The organism is Pseudomonas chlororaphis subsp. aurantiaca (assembly GCF_013466605.1).
In the GTDB taxonomy this organism is placed as follows: Bacteria; Pseudomonadota; Gammaproteobacteria; order Pseudomonadales; family Pseudomonadaceae; genus Aquipseudomonas; species Aquipseudomonas chlororaphis_I.
In genome coordinates, this window is the sequence record NZ_CP059162.1 from 2,055,846 (window position 1) to 2,074,114 (window position 18,269).

The 18,269-nt window shown below is 62.8% G+C and carries 13 protein-coding genes and 1 other RNA gene; 9 read left to right on the forward strand and 5 right to left on the reverse strand.

All coding sequences use genetic code 11. The features are described from left to right. The first annotated feature begins 146 nt into the window (after nt 1-146). The 5 genes from H0I86_RS09385 to H0I86_RS09405 all read left to right on the forward strand — a co-directional run bounded on the left by H0I86_RS09385 (nt 147) and on the right by H0I86_RS09405 (nt 9,270). On the forward strand, nt 147-806 hold the full coding sequence (locus H0I86_RS09385; RefSeq protein WP_009047920.1) for a GntR family transcriptional regulator: 660 nt from the start codon (nt 147-149) through the stop codon (nt 804-806). Between the two features lie 2 nt (nt 807-808). After that, nucleotides 809-4,297 carry a chromosome segregation protein SMC gene (smc, locus tag H0I86_RS09390; RefSeq protein ID WP_180924804.1) on the forward strand — a complete coding sequence of 1,163 codons (3,489 nt, stop codon included), beginning with the start codon at nt 809-811 and terminating at the stop codon, nt 4,295-4,297. Nucleotides 4,298-4,558: 261 nt separating this feature from the next. Continuing rightward, a complete protein-coding gene (gene zipA, locus H0I86_RS09395) occupies nt 4,559-5,407 on the forward strand; it encodes a cell division protein ZipA (protein ID WP_007922364.1) in 849 nt (282 codons plus the stop codon). Between the two features lie 128 nt (nt 5,408-5,535). Beyond that, nucleotides 5,536-7,902 (forward strand): NAD-dependent DNA ligase LigA, encoded by a 2,367-nt coding sequence (ligA, locus tag H0I86_RS09400; RefSeq protein WP_180924805.1) that lies wholly within the window; start codon nt 5,536-5,538, stop codon nt 7,900-7,902. Between the two features lie 201 nt (nt 7,903-8,103). Then, nucleotides 8,104-9,270, forward strand: a complete 1,167-nt coding sequence (locus tag H0I86_RS09405; protein ID WP_180924806.1) for a zinc-binding metallopeptidase family protein — start codon at nt 8,104-8,106, stop codon at nt 9,268-9,270. Nucleotides 9,271-9,381: 111 nt separating this feature from the next. Here the strand turns inward: H0I86_RS09405 and H0I86_RS09410 are convergent, their stop codons facing one another. Beyond that, complete coding sequence (locus tag H0I86_RS09410) at nt 9,382-9,555, reverse strand: hypothetical protein (RefSeq protein ID WP_180925954.1); 174 nt, start codon at nt 9,553-9,555, stop codon at nt 9,382-9,384. A gap of 447 nt (nt 9,556-10,002) precedes the next feature. Here H0I86_RS09410 and ffs point away from each other — a divergent pair. Next, an RNA gene (ffs, locus tag H0I86_RS09415) (signal recognition particle sRNA small type) lies at nt 10,003-10,099 on the forward strand. Nucleotides 10,100-10,191: 92 nt separating this feature from the next. On the opposite strand, the gene H0I86_RS09420 is transcribed toward ffs, so the two are convergent. Then, entirely contained in the window at nt 10,192-11,058 is an 867-nt protein-coding gene (locus tag H0I86_RS09420; protein ID WP_180924807.1) for a LysR family transcriptional regulator, read from the reverse strand. A 101-nt stretch (nt 11,059-11,159) separates the two neighbouring features. Here H0I86_RS09420 and H0I86_RS09425 point away from each other — a divergent pair, with 101 nt between their 5' ends. Then, on the forward strand, nt 11,160-12,143 hold the full coding sequence (locus H0I86_RS09425) for a DMT family transporter (RefSeq protein ID WP_180924808.1): 984 nt from the start codon (nt 11,160-11,162) through the stop codon (nt 12,141-12,143). Here the strand turns inward: H0I86_RS09425 and H0I86_RS09430 are convergent. Next, nucleotides 12,077-12,451 (reverse strand): VOC family protein, encoded by a 375-nt coding sequence (locus H0I86_RS09430; RefSeq protein ID WP_180924809.1) that lies wholly within the window; start codon nt 12,449-12,451, stop codon nt 12,077-12,079. The two genes, H0I86_RS09425 and H0I86_RS09430, sit on opposite strands and share 67 nt — an antisense overlap. 142 nt (nt 12,452-12,593) lie before the next feature. Continuing rightward, complete coding sequence (locus H0I86_RS09435; RefSeq protein WP_007922376.1) at nt 12,594-12,908, reverse strand: helix-turn-helix domain-containing protein; 315 nt, start codon at nt 12,906-12,908, stop codon at nt 12,594-12,596. Nucleotides 12,909-13,509: 601 nt separating this feature from the next. Between H0I86_RS09435 and H0I86_RS09440 the strand changes: the two genes are divergently transcribed. After that, entirely contained in the window at nt 13,510-15,210 is a 1,701-nt protein-coding gene (locus tag H0I86_RS09440) for a putative bifunctional diguanylate cyclase/phosphodiesterase (RefSeq protein ID WP_180924810.1), read from the forward strand. A 3-nt stretch (nt 15,211-15,213) separates the two neighbouring features. On the opposite strand, the gene H0I86_RS09445 is transcribed toward H0I86_RS09440, so the two are convergent. Continuing rightward, nucleotides 15,214-15,987 (reverse strand): substrate-binding periplasmic protein, encoded by a 774-nt coding sequence (locus tag H0I86_RS09445; RefSeq protein ID WP_180924811.1) that lies wholly within the window; start codon nt 15,985-15,987, stop codon nt 15,214-15,216. 139 nt (nt 15,988-16,126) lie between these two features. On the opposite strand from H0I86_RS09445, the gene dnaX reads away from it, so the two are divergent. After that, nucleotides 16,127-18,223, forward strand: coding sequence for a DNA polymerase III subunit gamma/tau (gene dnaX / locus H0I86_RS09450; protein ID WP_180924812.1), 2,097 nt, complete (start codon nt 16,127-16,129; stop codon nt 18,221-18,223). The last annotated feature ends 46 nt before the right edge of the window (nt 18,224-18,269 follow it).

Consider the following 18,269-nt stretch of genomic DNA (forward strand, 5'->3'; position numbering starts at 1 on the left):
GCGCTTTCAAACAGTATTGACCCTCCCGGGCCGCAGTGCTTTTTGCTTATTCCGTGCCAAATTCAGGCCCTTGGGCACTCCGCCATGAGGTAGCAATTGCGCTACACTGCGCCGCTTGTATCGATCTAAGAGTTTGAAGGAAAACCATGACGTTCAAGGCGCCGGACAGCCTCGCCGAGCAAATCGCTCACCACCTCGCCGAACGCATCATTCGCGGCGAGCTCAAGCCTGGGGAGCGCATTCAGGAACAGAAGGTCACGCTGGCCCTCAACGTCAGCCGCGGCTCGGTCCGCGAGGCCCTGCTGATCCTCGAACGCCGCCACCTGATCGCCATCCTGCCGCGTCGTGGCGCCCATGTGACCGAACTCACTCCGCACAAGGTGCAGAGCCTGTGCACCCTGATGAGCGAGCTGTACATCCTGCTGGGCAACTCGGTGGCCAATGGCTGGGAGCTGCAAGCCGACATGGCGCCGTTCCTGCAGATCCAGCAACGGCTGATCGCCGCCTACGAGCGCCAGGACATCCGCAGCTTCGTCGAAGACAGCTTCAACGTGATGCGCGCCGCCTATCCGTTCGCCAACAACCCATACCTGCAGGAAACCGTCGAGAACCTGCAGCCGGCGATGAGCCGTGCCTATTTCCTGGCCCTGGAGCAGCGCAAGGCGGAAATGAGCGAATTCCTCGACCTGTTCGAGCAACTGCTGGCCGCCGTGCTGGCCCGTGACCTGTCGACGATCCGCCTGGTGTTGACGGCCTATGCCCGGCGCAGTTGCGACCTGGTAGTCGCCGCCTTGACGGTTGCCTGAGCGTGCGGCTCAAGTGCATCAAGCTGGCGGGGTTCAAATCCTTCGTCGACCCGACCACGGTGAACTTCCCCAGTAACATGGCGGCGGTGGTCGGGCCCAATGGGTGCGGCAAGTCGAACATCATCGACGCCGTGCGCTGGGTGATGGGCGAGAGCTCGGCCAAGAACCTGCGCGGCGAGTCGATGACCGACGTCATCTTCAACGGTTCCACCAGCCGCAAGCCGGTGAGCCAGGCCAGCATCGAGCTGGTCTTCGACAACTCCGACGGCACCCTGGTCGGGGAGTACGCGGCCTACGCGGAAATCTCCATCCGCCGCAAGGTCACCCGCGACAGCCAGAACAGCTATTTCCTCAACGGCGCCAAGTGCCGCCGTCGCGACATCACCGATATCTTCCTCGGCACCGGCCTGGGGCCACGCAGCTACTCGATCATCGAGCAGGGCATGATCTCCAAGCTGATCGAAGCCAAGCCGGAAGACCTGCGCAACTTCATCGAGGAAGCTGCGGGGATTTCCAAGTACAAGGAGCGCCGCCGGGAAACCGAAAACCGCATCCGCCGTACCCACGAAAACCTGGCGCGCCTGACCGACCTGCGCGAAGAGCTGGAGCGCCAGCTCGAGCGCCTGCATCGCCAGGCCCAGGCGGCCGAGAAGTACCAGGAATACAAAGGCGAGGAGCGTCAGCTCAAGGCCCAGCTGTCGGCGTTGCGCTGGCAGGCGTTGAACGATCAGGTCGGCCAGCGCGAGTCGATCATCGGCAACCAGGAAGTCGGCTTTGAAGCGCTGGTGGCGGAGCAACGCAATGCTGATGCCGCCATCGAGCGCCTGCGCGACGGTCACCATGAGCTGTCCGAGCGCTTCAATCTGGTGCAGGGGCGTTTCTATTCGGTCGGCGGCGATATCGCCCGGGTCGAGCAGAGCATCCAGCACGGCCAGCAGCGCCTGCGCCAGTTGCAGGACGACTTGCGCGAGGCCGAGCGTGCACGCCAGGAGACCGAATCCCACCTGGGCCACGACCGCACCTTGCTCGCCACCCTCGGCGAAGAGCTGGAAATGCTCGAGCCCGAGCAGGAAGTCACCAGTGCCGCCGCCGAAGAGGCTGCCGCGGCCCTGGAAGAAGCCGAAACCACCATGCACGGCTGGCAGGAGCAGTGGGACGGATTCAACCTCAAGTCCGCCGAGCCGCGGCGCCAGGCCGAGGTGCAGCAGTCGCGTATCCAGCAGCTCGAAGGCAGCATGGAACGCCTGGGCGAGCGCCAGCGGCGCCTGGTGGAGGAGCGCGCGTTGCTGGCCGCCGATCCGGAAGACGCAGCGATCCTTGAGCTCAATGAACAACTCGCGGCCAGCGAGGCAACCCTGGAAGACTTGCAGGCCAGCGAAGACGGTCAAGTCGAGCGCCTGGAGCAGTTGCGCCAGGAACTGCATCAGGCGACCCAGGCCCAGCAGCAGGCCCAGGGCGAACTACAGCGTCTCAATGGGCGCTTGGCCTCGTTGGAAGCTTTGCAGCAGGCAGCGCTCAATCCGGGCACCGGCGCGGCGCAATGGCTGCAGGAGCAACAGTTGGCCGAGCGTCCGCGCCTGGCCGAAGGCTTGAAGGTCGAGGCCGGTTGGGAGCTGGCGGTGGAAACCGTGCTCGGCGCCGACCTGCAAGCGGTGTTGGTCGATGACTTTGCCGGTTTCGACCTGGCCGGGTTCGAGCAGGGCGATCTGCGCCTGCTCCAGCTGGCGGGCGAGGGCGCGCGGATACCCGGCAGCTTGCTGGACAAGGTCGATGCCCAGGTCGATCTGGCGCCCTGGCTGGGCCAGGTCAAACCGGTGGAAAGCCTTGAGCAGGCCCTCGCTCTGCGCGGTCAGTTGGCGGCCGGCGAGAGCCTGATCAGCCGCGACGGTTTCTGGGTCGGTCGGCATTTCCTGCGGGTGCGCCGCGCCAGTGAAGCGGAAAGCGGCATGCTCGCGCGCAACCAGGAAATCGAGCAGTTGAGCCAGGAGCGCGACGAGCGCGAAGCCAGCGTGGAAGACCTGGAAATCCACTTGCAGAACCTGCGTGCGCAACAGCGCCAGCAGGAGAACGGTCGCGAACACCTGCGCCGCCTGCTGCAGGACGAAGCCCGTCAGCAGGGTGAATTGAAAGCCAAGCTTTCCGCCGGCAAGGCCAAGGCGGAACAGCTGGCTCTGCGCCGTACCCGTCTGGATGAAGAAGTGGCAGAGCTGGGCGAGCAGCGCGCTGTGGAGCACGAGCAGGTGGGCGAAGCCCGTCTGCAACTGCAGGAAGCCCTCGACAGCATGGCCCTGGACACTGAGCAGCGCGAGTTGCTGCTGGCCCAGCGCGACAGTTTGCGCGAGCACCTGGACCGGGTCCGCCAGGAGGCGCGCCAGCACAAGGATCATGCTCATCAGCTGGCGGTGCGCCTGGGGTCGCTCAAGGCCCAGCACGATTCCACCCGTCAGGCCCTGGAGCGCCTGGAGCTGCAATCGGAACGCCTGACGGAGAAGCGCGAACAGCTCAGCCTGAACCTGGAGGAGGGCGCCGCACCGCTGGAAGAGCTGCGCCTGAAGCTCGAGGAATTGCTGGAAAAACGCATGACCGTCGACGTCGAACTCAAGAGCGCGCAGATCGCCATGGAGGATGCCGACCGCGAATTGCGCGATGCGGAAAAACGTCGGACCCAGGCCGAGCAGCAATCGCAATTGATCCGTGGCCAGCTCGAACAGCAGCGCATGGAATGGCAGGCCCTGAGCGTGCGCCGCAAGACCTTGCAGGACCAGTTGCTGGAAGATGGCTACGACTTGCAGGGCGTGCTTGCCACGCTGACCGAACAGGCCAGCGAGAAAGAGGCCGAGGAAGAACTCGAGCGGATTGCGGCGCGCATCCAGCGCCTGGGGGCGATCAACCTCGCGGCCATCGATGAGTACCAGCAGCAGTCCGAGCGCAAGCGTTATCTGGATGCCCAGGATGCCGATCTGGTGGAAGCCCTGGAAACCCTGGAAAACGTGATTCGCAAGATCGACAAGGAAACCCGTAATCGTTTCAAGGATACCTTTGATCAGATTAACAGCGGTTTACAGGCACTCTTTCCAAAAGTTTTCGGTGGCGGTAGCGCTTATTTGGAACTGACGGGCGAAGATCTACTCGATACAGGGGTAACGATCATGGCGCGTCCGCCAGGGAAGAAGAACAGCACCATTCATTTGTTGTCCGGTGGTGAGAAAGCATTGACGGCCCTGGCGCTGGTATTTGCCATCTTCAAGTTGAACCCGGCGCCGTTCTGTATGCTCGACGAAGTTGACGCTCCGCTGGATGACGCTAACGTTGGACGCTACGCAAGGCTGGTTAAAGAAATGTCGCAGACGGTGCAGTTCATCTATATCACCCACAACAAGATCGCCATGGAAATGGCCGATCAATTGATGGGCGTGACGATGCACGAGCCTGGCTGTTCGCGCCTGGTAGCAGTGGATGTCGAGGAGGCGATGGCGATGGTGGACGCCTGATATCCGGGCGACCAAAGCCGGTATGTAAGTGACAAGTAAGAGGTTTTTACCTGCGCCGAGTACTGGCTGATCGACATATTGAATGAAGCCGTTGCGACAGACGGTGTAAAGTTGTCTTTGGTCGTGCTAGTTTAATGTCAATTTTTCCTATACGTGGGCAAAAGGCCAGTCAGAACATAGAGTTGGCGCCACGTTTTAAAGCGGTTTGCAGTTTGCTAAACCTCTTATTTTTCAGCATTTTTCATAGAGGCACGGGATTACATGGAAATCGGTCTGCGCGAGTGGCTGATCGTCATCGGCATCATTGTCATTGCCGGTATTCTTTTTGATGGCTGGCGCCGTATGCGCGGCGGCAAGGGGAAGTTGAAATTCCGTCTGGATCGTAGCCTGTCCAACCTGCCGGACGACGACAGCAGTGCCGAACTGCTGGGCCCGCCCCGCGTTCTGGATACCCATAAGGAACCGCAACTCGATGAGCACGACCTGCCGTCGATGAGCGCACCGGCGCGCGAACCGCGCGAGTCCGGCTCCAAGCGCGGCAAGCGTGCCAGCGAGCCACAGCAGGGCGACCTGAACCTCAACCTGGATCTGGACGGCGGCCCGAGCTTCAGCAGCCGTGACGACGACTTCCCGGATGAAACCAAGGCTTCCGGTTACGCCGACAAGGATCAGCCGCAAGCCGAAGAAGTGCTGGTGATCAGCGTGATCTGCCGTGATGCCGGCGGCTTCAAGGGCCCGGCGCTGTTGCAGAACATCCTGGAAAGCGGCCTGCGTTTTGGCGAGATGGATATTTTCCACCGTCACGAAAGCATGGCCGGTAACGGCGAAGTGCTGTTCTCCATGGCCAACGCGGTCAAGCCGGGCGTGTTCGACCTGGATGACATCGACCACTTCAGCACCCCGGCCGTGAGCTTCTTCCTCGGCCTGCCAGGCCCGCGTCATCCGAAGCAGGCTTTCGACGTGATGGTGGCCGCGGCGCGCAAGCTGTCCCAGGAACTGAACGGAGAACTGAAGGACGACCAGCGCAGCGTGCTGACCGCCCAGACCATCGAACACTACCGTCAGCGCATCGTCGAATTCGAGCGTCGCGCCCTGACCCAGAAGCGCTGAGCGCTTCGCGAGCCAGCCGCTCCGGCATAACCCTTGGCCTGCCGGAGCAGGCTCGCGACAGGGTCGCAAGACCCTACAGACAAATATTGAGCAGCCTAGGCTGCTCTTTTGCTTTTTGAGAGAACACCATGAACGCCGCCGAAACCCGCATTCTTGAGTTGCGCGCTGAGCTGGATCAGCACAACTACCGCTACCACGTCCTCGACGAGCCGAACATTCCCGACGCCGAATACGATCGCCTGTTCCACGAGCTCAAGGCGCTGGAAGCCGAGCACCCGGAGCTGGTCAGCAGCGACTCGCCTACCCAGCGCGTGGGCAGTGCGGCGCTCTCGGCCTTCACTCAGGTGCGCCACGAAATCCCCATGCTCAGCCTGGGCAACGCCTTCGAAGAAACCGACATGCGTGAGTTCGATCGCCGGGTGACCGAGGGGCTCGACCTGCCGGTGGGCGACCTGTTCGGTGGCGGGGCGGCGGTGGAATACAGTTGCGAGCCGAAGCTCGATGGCCTGGCGGTCAGCCTGCTGTATCTGGACGGTGTGCTGGTGCGCGGCGCGACCCGCGGCGACGGCACCACCGGCGAAGACATCAGCGTCAACGTGCGCACCGTGCGTAACATTCCGCTGAAGCTGCATGGCAGCGGCTGGCCGGCGACCCTCGAGGTGCGCGGCGAGGTCTACATGTCCAAGGCTGGTTTCGAGCGGCTGAATGCCGCGCAGCTGGAAGTTGGCGGCAAGACCTTCGCCAACCCGCGGAACGCTGCGGCCGGCAGCTTGCGCCAGCTGGATTCGAAGATCACCGCCAGCCGCCCGCTGGAATTCTGCTGCTACGGGATCGGCCAGGTCACCGCTGACATTGCCGACACCCATATCGGCAATCTGGAGCAGCTCAAGCACTGGGGCATGCCCGTCAGTCGCGAGCTGAAGCTGGCCAGGGGCATCGACGAATGCCTGGATTACTACCGCGATATCGGCGAGCGCCGGAATGACTTGCCCTATGAAATCGATGGCGTGGTGTTCAAGGTCAACAGCATTGCCTCGCAGCGCGAACTGGGCTTCCGGGCCCGTGAACCACGCTGGGCCATCGCCCACAAGTTCCCGGCGATGGAAGAGCTGACCGAGCTGCTGGATGTGGAATTCCAGGTCGGCCGTACCGGCGCGGTGACCCCGGTGGCGCGCCTGAAACCGGTCAAGGTGGCGGGTGTCACCGTCTCCAACGCGACCTTGCACAATATGGATGAAGTGGCGCGCCTGGGCCTGATGATCGGCGACACCGTGATCATCCGCCGCGCCGGCGATGTGATTCCGCAAGTGGTGCAGGTGATCGCCGAGCGCCGTCCGGAAAATGCGCGCCAGGTGCATATCCCGGAAACCTGCCCGGTGTGTGGTTCCCATGTCGAGCGTACGCAACTGATCAAGCGCAGCAAGGGCAAGGAAACCATCAGCGAAGGCGCGGTGTACCGCTGCGTCGGTCGCCTGGCCTGTGGCGCGCAGCTCAAGCAGGCGATCATCCACTTCGTTTCCCGTCGGGCGATGGACATCGAAGGGCTGGGCGACAAGACCATCGAACAGCTGGTGGACGAAAAGCTCATCGGCTCGCCGGCCGACCTCTACAAGCTCAAGTACGAGCAGATCATCGACCTGGAAGGTTTCGCCGAGGTCTCCAGCAACAAGCTGCTCAAGGCCATCGAAGACAGCAAGAAGCCGGGCCTAGCGCGCTTCATCTACGCCCTGGGCATTCCCGATGTGGGTGAGGAGACGGCCAAGGTCCTGGCGCGCTCCCTGGCCTCCCTGGAGCGCGTGCAGCAGGCCTTGCCGGAAGTGCTGACCTACCTGCCGGATATCGGCCTGGAAGTAGCTCACGAGATTCACAGCTTCTTCGAGGACAGCCATAACCGGCAGGTCATCGGTGCCTTGCTCGATCCGCAGCAGTGCGGGCTGCAGTTGCAGGATCAGGGCGACCTCGGCGCCGAATTCGCCGCCAGCACCACCCTGGGCGGCATGCTCGACAAGCTGAACATTCCGTCGGTGGGGCCGGGTGCGGCGCAGAAGCTGGCGGACAAGTTCGGGACCCTCGAGGGTGTGGTCAAGGCGGACTGGCTGGACATGCGCCAGACCCTGCCGGAGAAGCAGGCCAAGGCGGTGCGCGAGTTCTTCGATATCACCGAGAACGCCACGCGGGCGCTGGCCATCGAGGCGCAGTTGCAAGCCTTCGGCATGCACTGGCGGAGCGAGAAAAAGGTGGTGGAAGGGCTGCCGCTGGCCGGCCAGACCTGGGTGCTCACCGGCTCCCTGGAACTGATGAGCCGTGATGTGGCCAAGGACAAGCTGGAAAGCCTGGGCGCCAAGGTCGCCGGCTCGGTTTCGGCCAAGACCCACTGCGTGGTGGCCGGGCCTGGCGCCGGCTCGAAGCTGGCCAAGGCCAACGAGCTGAACCTGAAAGTGCTGGATGAAGACGCCTTCGTGGCCTTCCTCGGCCAGCACGGCATCGCGGTCTGATCCTGTAGCCGCTGCCGAAGGCTGCGATAAGGTCCGCAGGACCTTCAGGCGCCTGGCGGCGCAACGCCCGCTACGCGGTCGATCGCAGCCTGCGGCAGCGGCTACATGGAATGGCGTTCCCCCACAGGAACGCCTTGAAAACGATGGAACAATCGTCTCCTGCCCATGATCTAGTCTTGGCAAGCCCAGGGAGAGATCGCCATGTACCGCTTCTTCGAACAGCTCAGTTCCCGTATCGCCGCGCCCTTTGTCCGTGAGAACAGCCGCAACAGCAAGATCTGGTCGTGCCGCTGCGGGCAGTCGCTGTTCTTTCGCAACAGCCAGTGCCTGGCCTGTTCGGCGGCCCTGGGTTATCAGCCCGAGCAGAGTCGCCTGTCGTCGCTGCAACCAGGGCCGGAGCTCGATACCTGGCGGCTGGACGTCGACCCGCAAGCGGGGCTGTTCCGGCGCTGCGCCAACCTCGATACCCCGGCGGCCTGTAACTGGTTGCTGCCGGCTTATGGCGCCGGCACCTTGTGCATGGCGTGCCGGTTGAACCGGACCATTCCCGATCTTGGCGTGGCGGAAAACCCCGAGCGCTGGCGCAAGGTGGAAATCGCCAAGCGCCGCCTGGTGGCGCAACTGGTGAGCCTGGGGTTGCCGCTAATCGCCAGGACCGAGGATGAAGCGGCCGGCCTGGCTTTCGATTTCCTTGGTGTCGATCAGCAGGGCAAGGCGCCCATGACCGGCCACGCCAACGGCCTGATCACCCTCGACATCAAGGAGGCCGATGACGCCTATCGCGAGCAGGTGCGGGTGCAGATGCACGAACCCTATCGCACCTTGCTCGGCCACTTTCGGCATGAGGTGGGGCATTACTACTGGGATCGCCTGATCGCCGACAGCCATTGGCTGGAACCCTGTCGCGCGCTGTTCGGCGACGAACGCGCGAGCTACGCCGAAGCCCTGGATCGGCATTATCAACAGGGCGCGCCGAACGATTGGTCGCAGGCCTACGTTAGCGCCTATGCCACCATGCACCCCTGGGAAGACTGGGCGGAAACCTGGGCCCATTACCTGCACATGATGGACGCGGTCGACACCGCGCTGGGCTTCGGCATGAGCGCCCGGGAAATGGACTTCGACTATCAGCCGTTTCCGCTGGACACCCTGTATGACCCACGGCATCCCGACGGCCCGGCGTTCCTCTCTTTCGTCAACGCCTGGATCGAACTGGCGGGCATGCTCAACGAACTGTCACGCAGCATGGGTCAGCCGGACTTCTATCCCTTCATCCTGCCGCCAGCGGTGATCGCCAAGCTGCACTTCATCCACCTGGTGATCCAGCAAGCCGGCGGCAAGGCCGACGAAGTGCTCGAACAGGCCTGAATCCACCACCTGCCTCTGTAGGAGCAAAGCTTGCTCGCGATGGCATCTATGCGGTCCTCTACCAGACCGCGTCGTCTGCATCACGAGCAAGCCAGCTCCCGGATAAGGCCGTCAGCGGCTGGTGCGCACGCCATCGAGCAGGGCGTCGACCACCGCGCGAGCCATCTCCACGGAATGCACCATGGACCAGATCAGCCCGCGTTCGATGCCGCGGCCTTGTTCGGTGATTTCATCCCAGCAGTCGCTGTTGAGCGCTGTACCAATGACTCTTCCAGACTTCCACATCCGGGTCGTTGAAACTGCAACGACCCACGCAGACTGCCCGATCAAATTCAGGGGTACAACCCGCCCAAAGGCGTTCCAGAGTTTCTAGGAAACCCCTTACAAAACAAAGCGAAAAATCGACTGCCAGCTCGCCGCAAAACTGCCACCTCGCTCATGCGCGGTCCCCTGTAGCCGCTGCCGCAGGCTGCGATCGACTGCGAAGCAGTCGCTAGCCATTTGATTGCGCTCAGCCAAAATACGGTATCACCCGCGATTGCGGCCGCTGCGCGACCGAACGCAGCCTGCGGCAGCGGCTACAGGAATCGGCGAGTGGGCGGGGGAGAAGGGTAATGATCCAAGTACTTGAAGCCGTTCAGATTTTTTAATCTTTACAGAGCGGTTGTAACTTCGCCGCAGATAGGTACAATGGCGCGGCTCACCGTCAGGTGAGCGTCGTTATGGTGACCCCATTGGTCCCCTCGCAACGATCAGCCGTGAACCCGGTCAGGCCTGGAAGGGAGCAGCCGCAGCGGTGACATTGTGTGCCGGGGTGTGGCTGGTGGGGTTGCCTCCATAACGCCTTCTGTCGGTCCTCGACGAATGTTCTGAATTCCCCCCCCTTGCTTTCATCCTGATCTGGCTCGCCAGTCGCTCGTTTCATTTCCCCAATCGTTCCTGCAACAACTGCGCAAACGCGTCCCGTGCGGTGTGGCGTTCTATTTCCTTGTTCCAGACAAAACGAATGTCGATCGGCTGCAGATCGGCGAAGCGGTAGCGCGCCAGGCCTGAGGACAGGGTGTAGCGGTCGAGCACGCCTTCCGGAGCCAGGGTCATGCCGGCGCCGGCGCTGACGCAGTCGATGATGGTGCCCCAACTGGCATAGCCGATGATGGGCGCCGTCACGTCGTGGACGTTCAGCCAATGCTCCAGGGCACGGCGGTAAGGGCAGCCGCCGGGCCACATGAACAGGGTCTGGTCCTGCAGGTCGCGCGGGTTCAGTACGGGTGCCGCATCGGCGCTGGCGACCAGCACCAGGGGCTCGCTGTAGAGGGCGGTGCGCTCCAGCTTTGGCTGGGGCGTGTCGACCGCAACCAGCGCGCCGTCGATCCGGTGGTGTTGCAGCTCTTCGAACAGCTGCGACCAGGTGCCGGTTACCAGCTCCAGGGTGACCTGTGGAAAGCGCTGATGGAATTCCGCCAGTAGCGGCGGCAGGCGCCCACCGGCGCAGGACTCGATGGCGCCGATGCGCAGGATGCCACTGGGTTCGGCCTGGCGGTCGACTGCGCGTTTGGCCTCGTCCACCAGGGCCAGGATGCGCTCGCTGTAACCGAGAAAGATTTCCCCGTCCGGGCTGATTTTCAGCCCGCGGCCGGCGCGGATAAACAGCCGCGTGCCCAGCTCGTCTTCCAGCTGCTTGAGGCGGTTGGTGATGTTGGAGGGCACGCAATGCAGTTGTTCGGCCGCCCGGGCGATGCCGCCGGTGCGGGCGACTGCTTTCACCATCTTCAACTGGCTCAGTTCCATTGCTCATTTCCAGTGAGGTTTGGCTTCAGTATCCGTTAATTGTGGTGAGTTGTGACGAGCGAGAGACTGAAGGCCTTCCTTGTGCTGCCGAGTCCTGTCTCTTGAGTATCTCCCCTGCGTTAAAGCTGGTCCTGGCGACCACCGCGGTCATTTTGTGTTGGGCTTATTCCCCGGTGGGCATCCACATCGGCCTGGAGGGTTACGAGCCCGGCCATCTGGCGTTGCTGCGGTTTCTGATCGCTTCGCTGTTCATGGGTGCCATTGCCTTGGTGAAAAGAATCGCCTTGCCACGCTGGCGCGATCTGCCCTGGTTGTTGGTGCTGGGCTTTTTTGCCATCGCCTTGCATCACCTCAGCCTCAACTATGGCCAGCAGGGCTTGAGTGCGGGAGCGTCCAGTGTGTTGGCGCAGTCGGCGCCGATCTTCAGCACCCTGATTGCGTTTTTCTGGTTGAGGGAGCCGGTCAGCGGTTGGCGCTGGGGGTGTGTCGGGCTGGGGTTGCTCGGGGCGGTCGTGGTGGTCTGGGGCGACCAGGGCGTGGCATCGATCAAGCCCCAGGGGCTGCTGGTGCTGCTGGCGGCCTTCTCCTGGGGGTTGTACTTCGTGTTGCAGCGGCGTTATTCGGGGCGCTACGACCTGTTGACCACCGTGTGCTACATGGTCTGGGTCGGCACCTTGCTGTTGAGTCTGTATTGGCCGGGGCTGACGGTCGCGGTAGTCCAGGCGCCCTGGCGGGTGAACCTGGCGGTATTGCTGCTGGGGCTGTTTCCCAGTGCGCTGGCTTACCTGGCGTGGGCCTATGTGCTGGCGCGAGTCGAGGTCAGCCGGGCGTCCATCGCCATGTACCTGATACCGCCGATCGCCATGCTGCTGGCGGCGCTGGTCCTGCAGGAGCGGGTGCATGGCGCGGTGGTGGTGGGGGCGGCTGTCGTCCTCGGCAGCGTGATGGCGATGCAGCTGGAGGGGCGTTGGTCGCGGCGTCGCTCGTTACTGCCGGATGCTATCGTCGCGACGCCCGTTCACTCCAGGGCCAGGCACAGCACCCTGAGCCGATGCCCGTCCGGGTCCAGGGCGACGAAGGTGTAGCCGAAGTCCAGGCGGGTCGGGGCCTGGGCGATGCTCACGCCGGATTCGGCCCATTGGCTGTGCAGCCGGTCGACGGTCTGGTTGTCGGTCACCGCCAGGGCCAATTCGCTGCCACCACCGGCGACCTGGGTGGCTGGCTCGACATCCTGCCTGGACCAGAGGCCGAGCTTGAGTCCCGAATCGAGGATGAACAGGGCGAAGGTCGGCGACAGCTCGACCGGCGGCCTGTCCAGCAGGCGGCTGTAGAAATTGGCGCTGGTGGCGGGGCTGTCGACGTATAGCAGAAGGTAAGTGCTGGTAGCGATCATCTGGACTCCTGGAAAGGTTGGGCTGCGCACGCCAGCTTAAGGGGCGCCGTTGTCAGTTCCTGTCAGGAGTCATCTGGGGGAAATAAAGAGGAGGCAGGCTATCGGCTTCGATAGGGCTGCCTCCTCTGCGTGTTGCTCGGCTCTAAGGCTTGGACAAGGCCAGGTCTACCGCTGCTATCAGCTTTCCCAGGTCCTTCGGGGTGGCTTTGTGAATGACACCGAACAGATACGCCCGCTGTTCGTCTTCGTCGCCCAGATCTGCGAAAAAGGCTTTCAGCTTCACTCCCAGTACATCGGCCAGCAGGAACAGCGCTTCCACACTGGGGGTGTAGGTGCCGGTTTCGAAGCGGCTGATGGTTTTAGGGTCAAAACCGGTTTTTTCGCCTAGTTCAGCCTGAGTAAGCCCCGCTACCTTGCGGTAACGCCTGATGGCTGGACCCAAACTTGAAATTTGCATCGCTCAATTCCCATTTAGAATCAAGAACTTAACGATAAATCTTTGCATTAGGCAACGCCATGATTCATCACCTTGTCTTGCAAAATGTGATGCAATTCGTAGAATCGACGCTTCGGACAGGCATTTGGTGATCTAGTTTCAGAAGATGAACTGATGAAACAAGAGCTCATTGCATTTTCCTTGTTCACCAGAATCGAGGGTATGGCACAGGCGCGAACGTCTCGCTGATGATTGCCAGTGTCCCACCCGCCAAATTCGGCTGATCCTTAAGTGATTTTAGTTGGTCTTCGTCGATTCGAAGGTCAATGACGGTGTCGGTCGCTGTACGGTTGCAATTGTGTCAGGTGGGGCAAGACGGTGCGCCATTTTCCGTGAGTCGGCCTCTTGCCGGCTTGTCTGGGCTGGCATTGTCGAATGCTGTCTATGGAGTTTTAACGTGCGTCTGAATGTGCCGGTCACCTCTGTTGAGCAGATATTTTCGGACCAGCAGCCCAGGCCTGCCTGGGATTGCGAAAATATTGAGAGTGAACGCCCAAACATCTCTTCCGGGCCCCGTGCCCTGGTCGAGCGGTTCAACCGCTAGCGACAGTGAGTCAGACTCATGGATGAGAAATACCGCAGGGCCGTGGATGCAGCCGCCATTTTTTCCGAAACCGACCTGACCGGCCGGATCACTTACGTCAACGACCAGTTCTGTTCGATTTCCGGCTACAGCCGCGAAGAGCTGCTGGGCGCCAATCACCGGATCCTCGGCTCCGGTCTGCACCCTCCCGAGTTCTTCAGCACCATGTGGCGCACCATTGCCCTGGGCCAGGTCTGGAAGGGCGAGATCTGCAACCGGGCCAAGGACGGGAGCCTGTATTGGGTCGACAGCACCGTCGTGCCCTTGCTCGATGAGGCCACTGGCCGGGTCCAGCGTTATGTGGCGATCCGCTTCGATATCAGCGAAAAACGGCGCTTGTTGCACTCGCTGCAATGGCGGGTCGGGCACGACGTGCTGACCGGTTTGCCCAACCGTTCCTTCCTTTCCGACCTGCTCAACCAGGCGCTGGATTACTCGCGCAAGGAAAACATCGCGCTGGCGGTGTGCATGCTCGATCTCGATGGCTTCAAGGCGGTCAACGATGGCTACGGGCACGCCAGCGGCGATCTGTTGCTGGTGGAGGTAGCGGCGCGCCTGCGCTCGATCATTCGCGGCGAAGACGTGGTGGCGCGCCTGGCCGGGGACGAGTTCGTGCTGATCCTGCGCCATGTGCGCGACATTCGCGAGTTGCGGGCGGCGCTGCATCGGGTGCTGGGGGTGATCTCCACGCCTTATCTGATCCAGGACAAGGAGATCAATGTCTGCGCCAGTATCGGCGTGACGCTGTTTCCCGCCGACAACGATGACGCCGACACTTTGCTGCGGCATGCCGACCAGGCGATGTACGTGGCCAAGCAGAGCGGGCGCAATCGCTTTCACTTGTTCGACGTGTCGCGGGACCGCGAGGTCAAGGCCACCCACCAGACCGTGGAACGGGTCCGGCAGGCGCTGGCGGCCGGCGAGCTGTGCCTGCACTTTCAACCCAAGGTCAATATGCGCAGTGGCGAGGTGGTGGGCTTCGAGGCATTGCTGCGTTGGCAGCACCCGCAGCGGGGCATGGTCGCGCCTCGGGAGTTCCTGCCGCTGGTGGAGGAAACCGACCTGATCATCGATATCGGCGAGTGGGTGATGGAGCAGGTCATGGCTCAGTTGCGGCAATGGCAACTGACCGGGCAGCGCTGGCCGATCAGTGTCAACATTGCTGCCCGGCATTTCCAGCGGGCGGACTTCGTCGACCGGCTCAAGGCGGTGCTCGAGCGTCATCCGCAGATTGCCCCGCAGTTGTTGGACCTGGAAATCGTCGAGGCGGTGGCGGTGGAGAATATCCAGCACGTCAGCGCTTGCCTCGAGGCCTGCCAGGCGCTGGGGGTGCAGTTTTCCCTGGGAGATTTCGGCACCGGGCATTCGTCGCTGAGCTACCTCAAGCGCTTGCGCACCCAGACCATCAAGATCGACCGCATGTTTGTCCGCGACATGCTGCACGACAAGGGCGATCTGGCGCTGACCCAGGCCTTGATCGGCCTGGCCCGGGCGTTTGACCGGCAGGTGGTGGCCGAGGGCCTGGAAAGCATGGAACACGGCGAGTTGCTGATGTCGCTGGGCTGCGACGTGGCGCAGGGTTATTTCATCGCCCCGCCCATGCCGGCCAGCGAGGTGCCGGGCTGGGTGGCAACCTTCCTGCCGCCGCTGGAATGGTGTCCGCACGACGAAGTCGGCTGACGCCTAAGGTGCCTCGTAGCTCTGCGGGGCGCTCTCGGTCGGCCTGCGGCCGGTGTACAGGCCGATGAGGTCGTCGATCTCTCCCGACATTTTCATGCGCAACAAGGTGCGCAGCACTCGTTGCACCGGCAGCGCCGGATCGTTGCGGACGACGCAGCCGACCGCCTGTTCCTGCAGGACGGCCACGCTGTGCAGTTGCTGTTCGGGCGGCAAGGTCTGATTGAACCAGTCCAGCGTCCATTGGTTGCTCACTGCGTAGCGGTAGCGGCCGGCCCAGAGTTTTTGCAGCACCTGTTCCTGGTTGCGCGCGTCGTCGCGGAGTAACTGGTGGTTGTCGAACAAGGGTTGCAGGGAAGGGTAGGTGTAGCTGAGGACGGTGCCGATGGGCTGCGTCGGCAGGTCCCGGGGCGTGACCGGGAATAAGTGTCGCTCGCGGCTGACCAACAGGTCGCGCTGAATGAACAGCGGGATGCTCCAGATGTAATCGCCGGCCTGGTTGGGCAGCCAGGACTGGGCGGCATAACAGCGGACATCGATTTCCCCATGATCCATGGCCGCCTGCACGCGGGCCCGCGCCAGGACGTGGAATTCGGCCGGGGTGCCGACCTGGGTGGCGAGGCTGGCCATCATGTCGTGGAGAATGCCCTGAGTGGGCCGGCCACGTTCGATCTGTACCACGGGCATGGCCCAGCTATCGGGGATCGAGAAGCGCAGGGCCGGTTCTGCGGCAAAACCATTCATGGCAACCAGCAGAAAGGCGCCCAAGGCTAAACGCATAGAGTCTCCGCGCAGGAAAAGGCCGCTGACGAGCCTGACAAAAAGCAGCTTAGCCAGATTAGACGAGCGCACCGGATGCAATTTCGCCCTTGCTCCGCTAGCATTACGGGCTTCCGCTTCCCAGTTGCGACGGTTTTCGATGAGTTATCAGGTTCTTGCACGTAAATGGCGTCCGCGCTCGTTTCGCGAAATGGTCGGCCAGACCCATGTGCTCAAGGCTCTGATCAATGCCTTGGACAGCCAGCGGCTGCACCATGCCTATCTGTTTACCGGCACTCGCGGGGTGGGCAAGACCACCATCGCGCGGATCATTGCCAAATGCCTGAACTGTGAAACAGGCATTACTTCCACACCCTGCGGCACTTGCTCGGTATGCCGCGAGATCGACGAAGGGCGTTTCGTCGACCTGATCGAGATCGACGCCGCGAGCCGGACCAAGGTCGAGGACACCCGCGAGCTGCTGGACAACGTGCAGTACGCCCCGAGCCGCGGACGCTTCAAGGTCTACCTGATCGACGAAGTGCACATGCTGTCCAGCCACTCGTTCAACGCCTTGTTGAAAACCCTGGAAGAGCCGCCGCCCTACGTCAAATTCATTCTGGCGACCACCGACCCGCAGAAACTTCCGGCAACGATTCTTTCGCGCTGCCTGCAGTTCTCCCTGAAGAACATGACCCCGGAACGGGTGGTCGAGCACCTGACTCATGTGCTGGGCGTCGAGAACGTGCCGTTCGAAGACGACGCGCTATGGCTGTTGGGCCGCGCCGCCGACGGTTCGATGCGCGATGCCATGAGCCTCACCGACCAGGCCATTGCCTTCGGTGAAGGCAAGGTCATGGCCGCCGATGTGCGGGCGATGCTCGGCACCCTCGATCACGGCCAGGTCTACGACGTCCTGCATGCGCTGATCAACGGCGATGCCAAGGCCTTGCTCGAGGCTGTGCGCCACCTGGCCGAACAGGGGCCGGACTGGAACGGCGTGCTGTCGGAGATTCTCAACGTCCTGCACCGTGTGGCCATTGCCCAGGCCTTGCCGGACGGTGTCGACAACGGGCATGGCGACCGCGACCGGGTGCTGGCCCTGGCCCAGGCGTTGCCGGCCGAAGATGTGCAGTTCTATTACCAGATGGGCTTGATCGGCCGGCGCGACCTGCCGCTGGCACCGGACCCGCGCGGTGGTTTCGAGATGGTCCTGCTGCGGATGCTGGCCTTCCGGCCAGCGGACTCGGCAGATGCGCCGAGACAGCCGCTAAAGCCAGTGGGGATCAGCCAGGCCACAGTTGATTCCGCCCAATCCGTGGCTGGCGCAGCCGTTGCTGCTCCGGTAAGTGTTGCCGCCGCTCCGGTTGCGGCGCCGGTGGTCGAGGCCGCTCCAGCGGTTGCCCCTACGCCTGTTCCTGCAGTGCCCGTGGCGCCTGCGCCACAGCCTGTGGTCGAGACACCAGCGCAGGCAGCGCCTGTCGCCGCCGAAGAGGTGGTCGACCTGCCGTGGAACGACCCGGTCGAACCGGTCGTCGCGCAGCAGCCGGCCGTCGAGCCCGTGCTGGAGACCGCCGCGGAGCAGCCTGAGCTGACCCCGATGCCGACGCCGACCCCGGACAGCGTGGTGCCGGATGCGCCGGAATGGGTCAGTGCCCCGGTGCCGGAGCCCAGCGTTGCCGAGGTCGATGCCGCGACACCGGGCATTGACCTGGATGACGAGCCGCCGCTGGACGAAGACTACATCGAGCCGGACATGGATTCGGCCTACAGCTACCTGGACGAACTGGCCAGCGAACACGCCGCCGATCCCGAGCCGGAACCCGAGCCGCTGCCGGCTGCCCAGCCGGCCACCGGCCTTGCGCTGGAGTGGCTGGAACTGTTCCCGAAACTGCCGATTTCCGGGATGACGGCGAGCATCGCCGCCAACTGCACCTTGATCGCCGCCGAAGGCGACAACTGGTTGCTGCACCTGGACCCGGCCCACAGCGCCTTGTTCAACGCCACCCAGCAGCGGCGCCTGAACGATGCCCTGAACCAGTATCACCAGCGCACGCTGACGGTGAGCATCGAGCTGATCAAGCCCGAGCAGGAAACTCCGGCCCAGGCCGCGTCGCGCCGCCGTGCCAATCGCCAGCGCGAAGCCGAGGAGTCGATCCACGGCGATCCGTTCATCCAGCAGATGGTGCGGGAGTTCGGCGCGGTGGTCCGTCACGATACTATTGAACCTGTCGAGGCCCTGGTCAGCCAGGGTTAATAACTGAAGGGCGCCGGGCCCTGAGGCCGGGCGCTGTTTATATCCA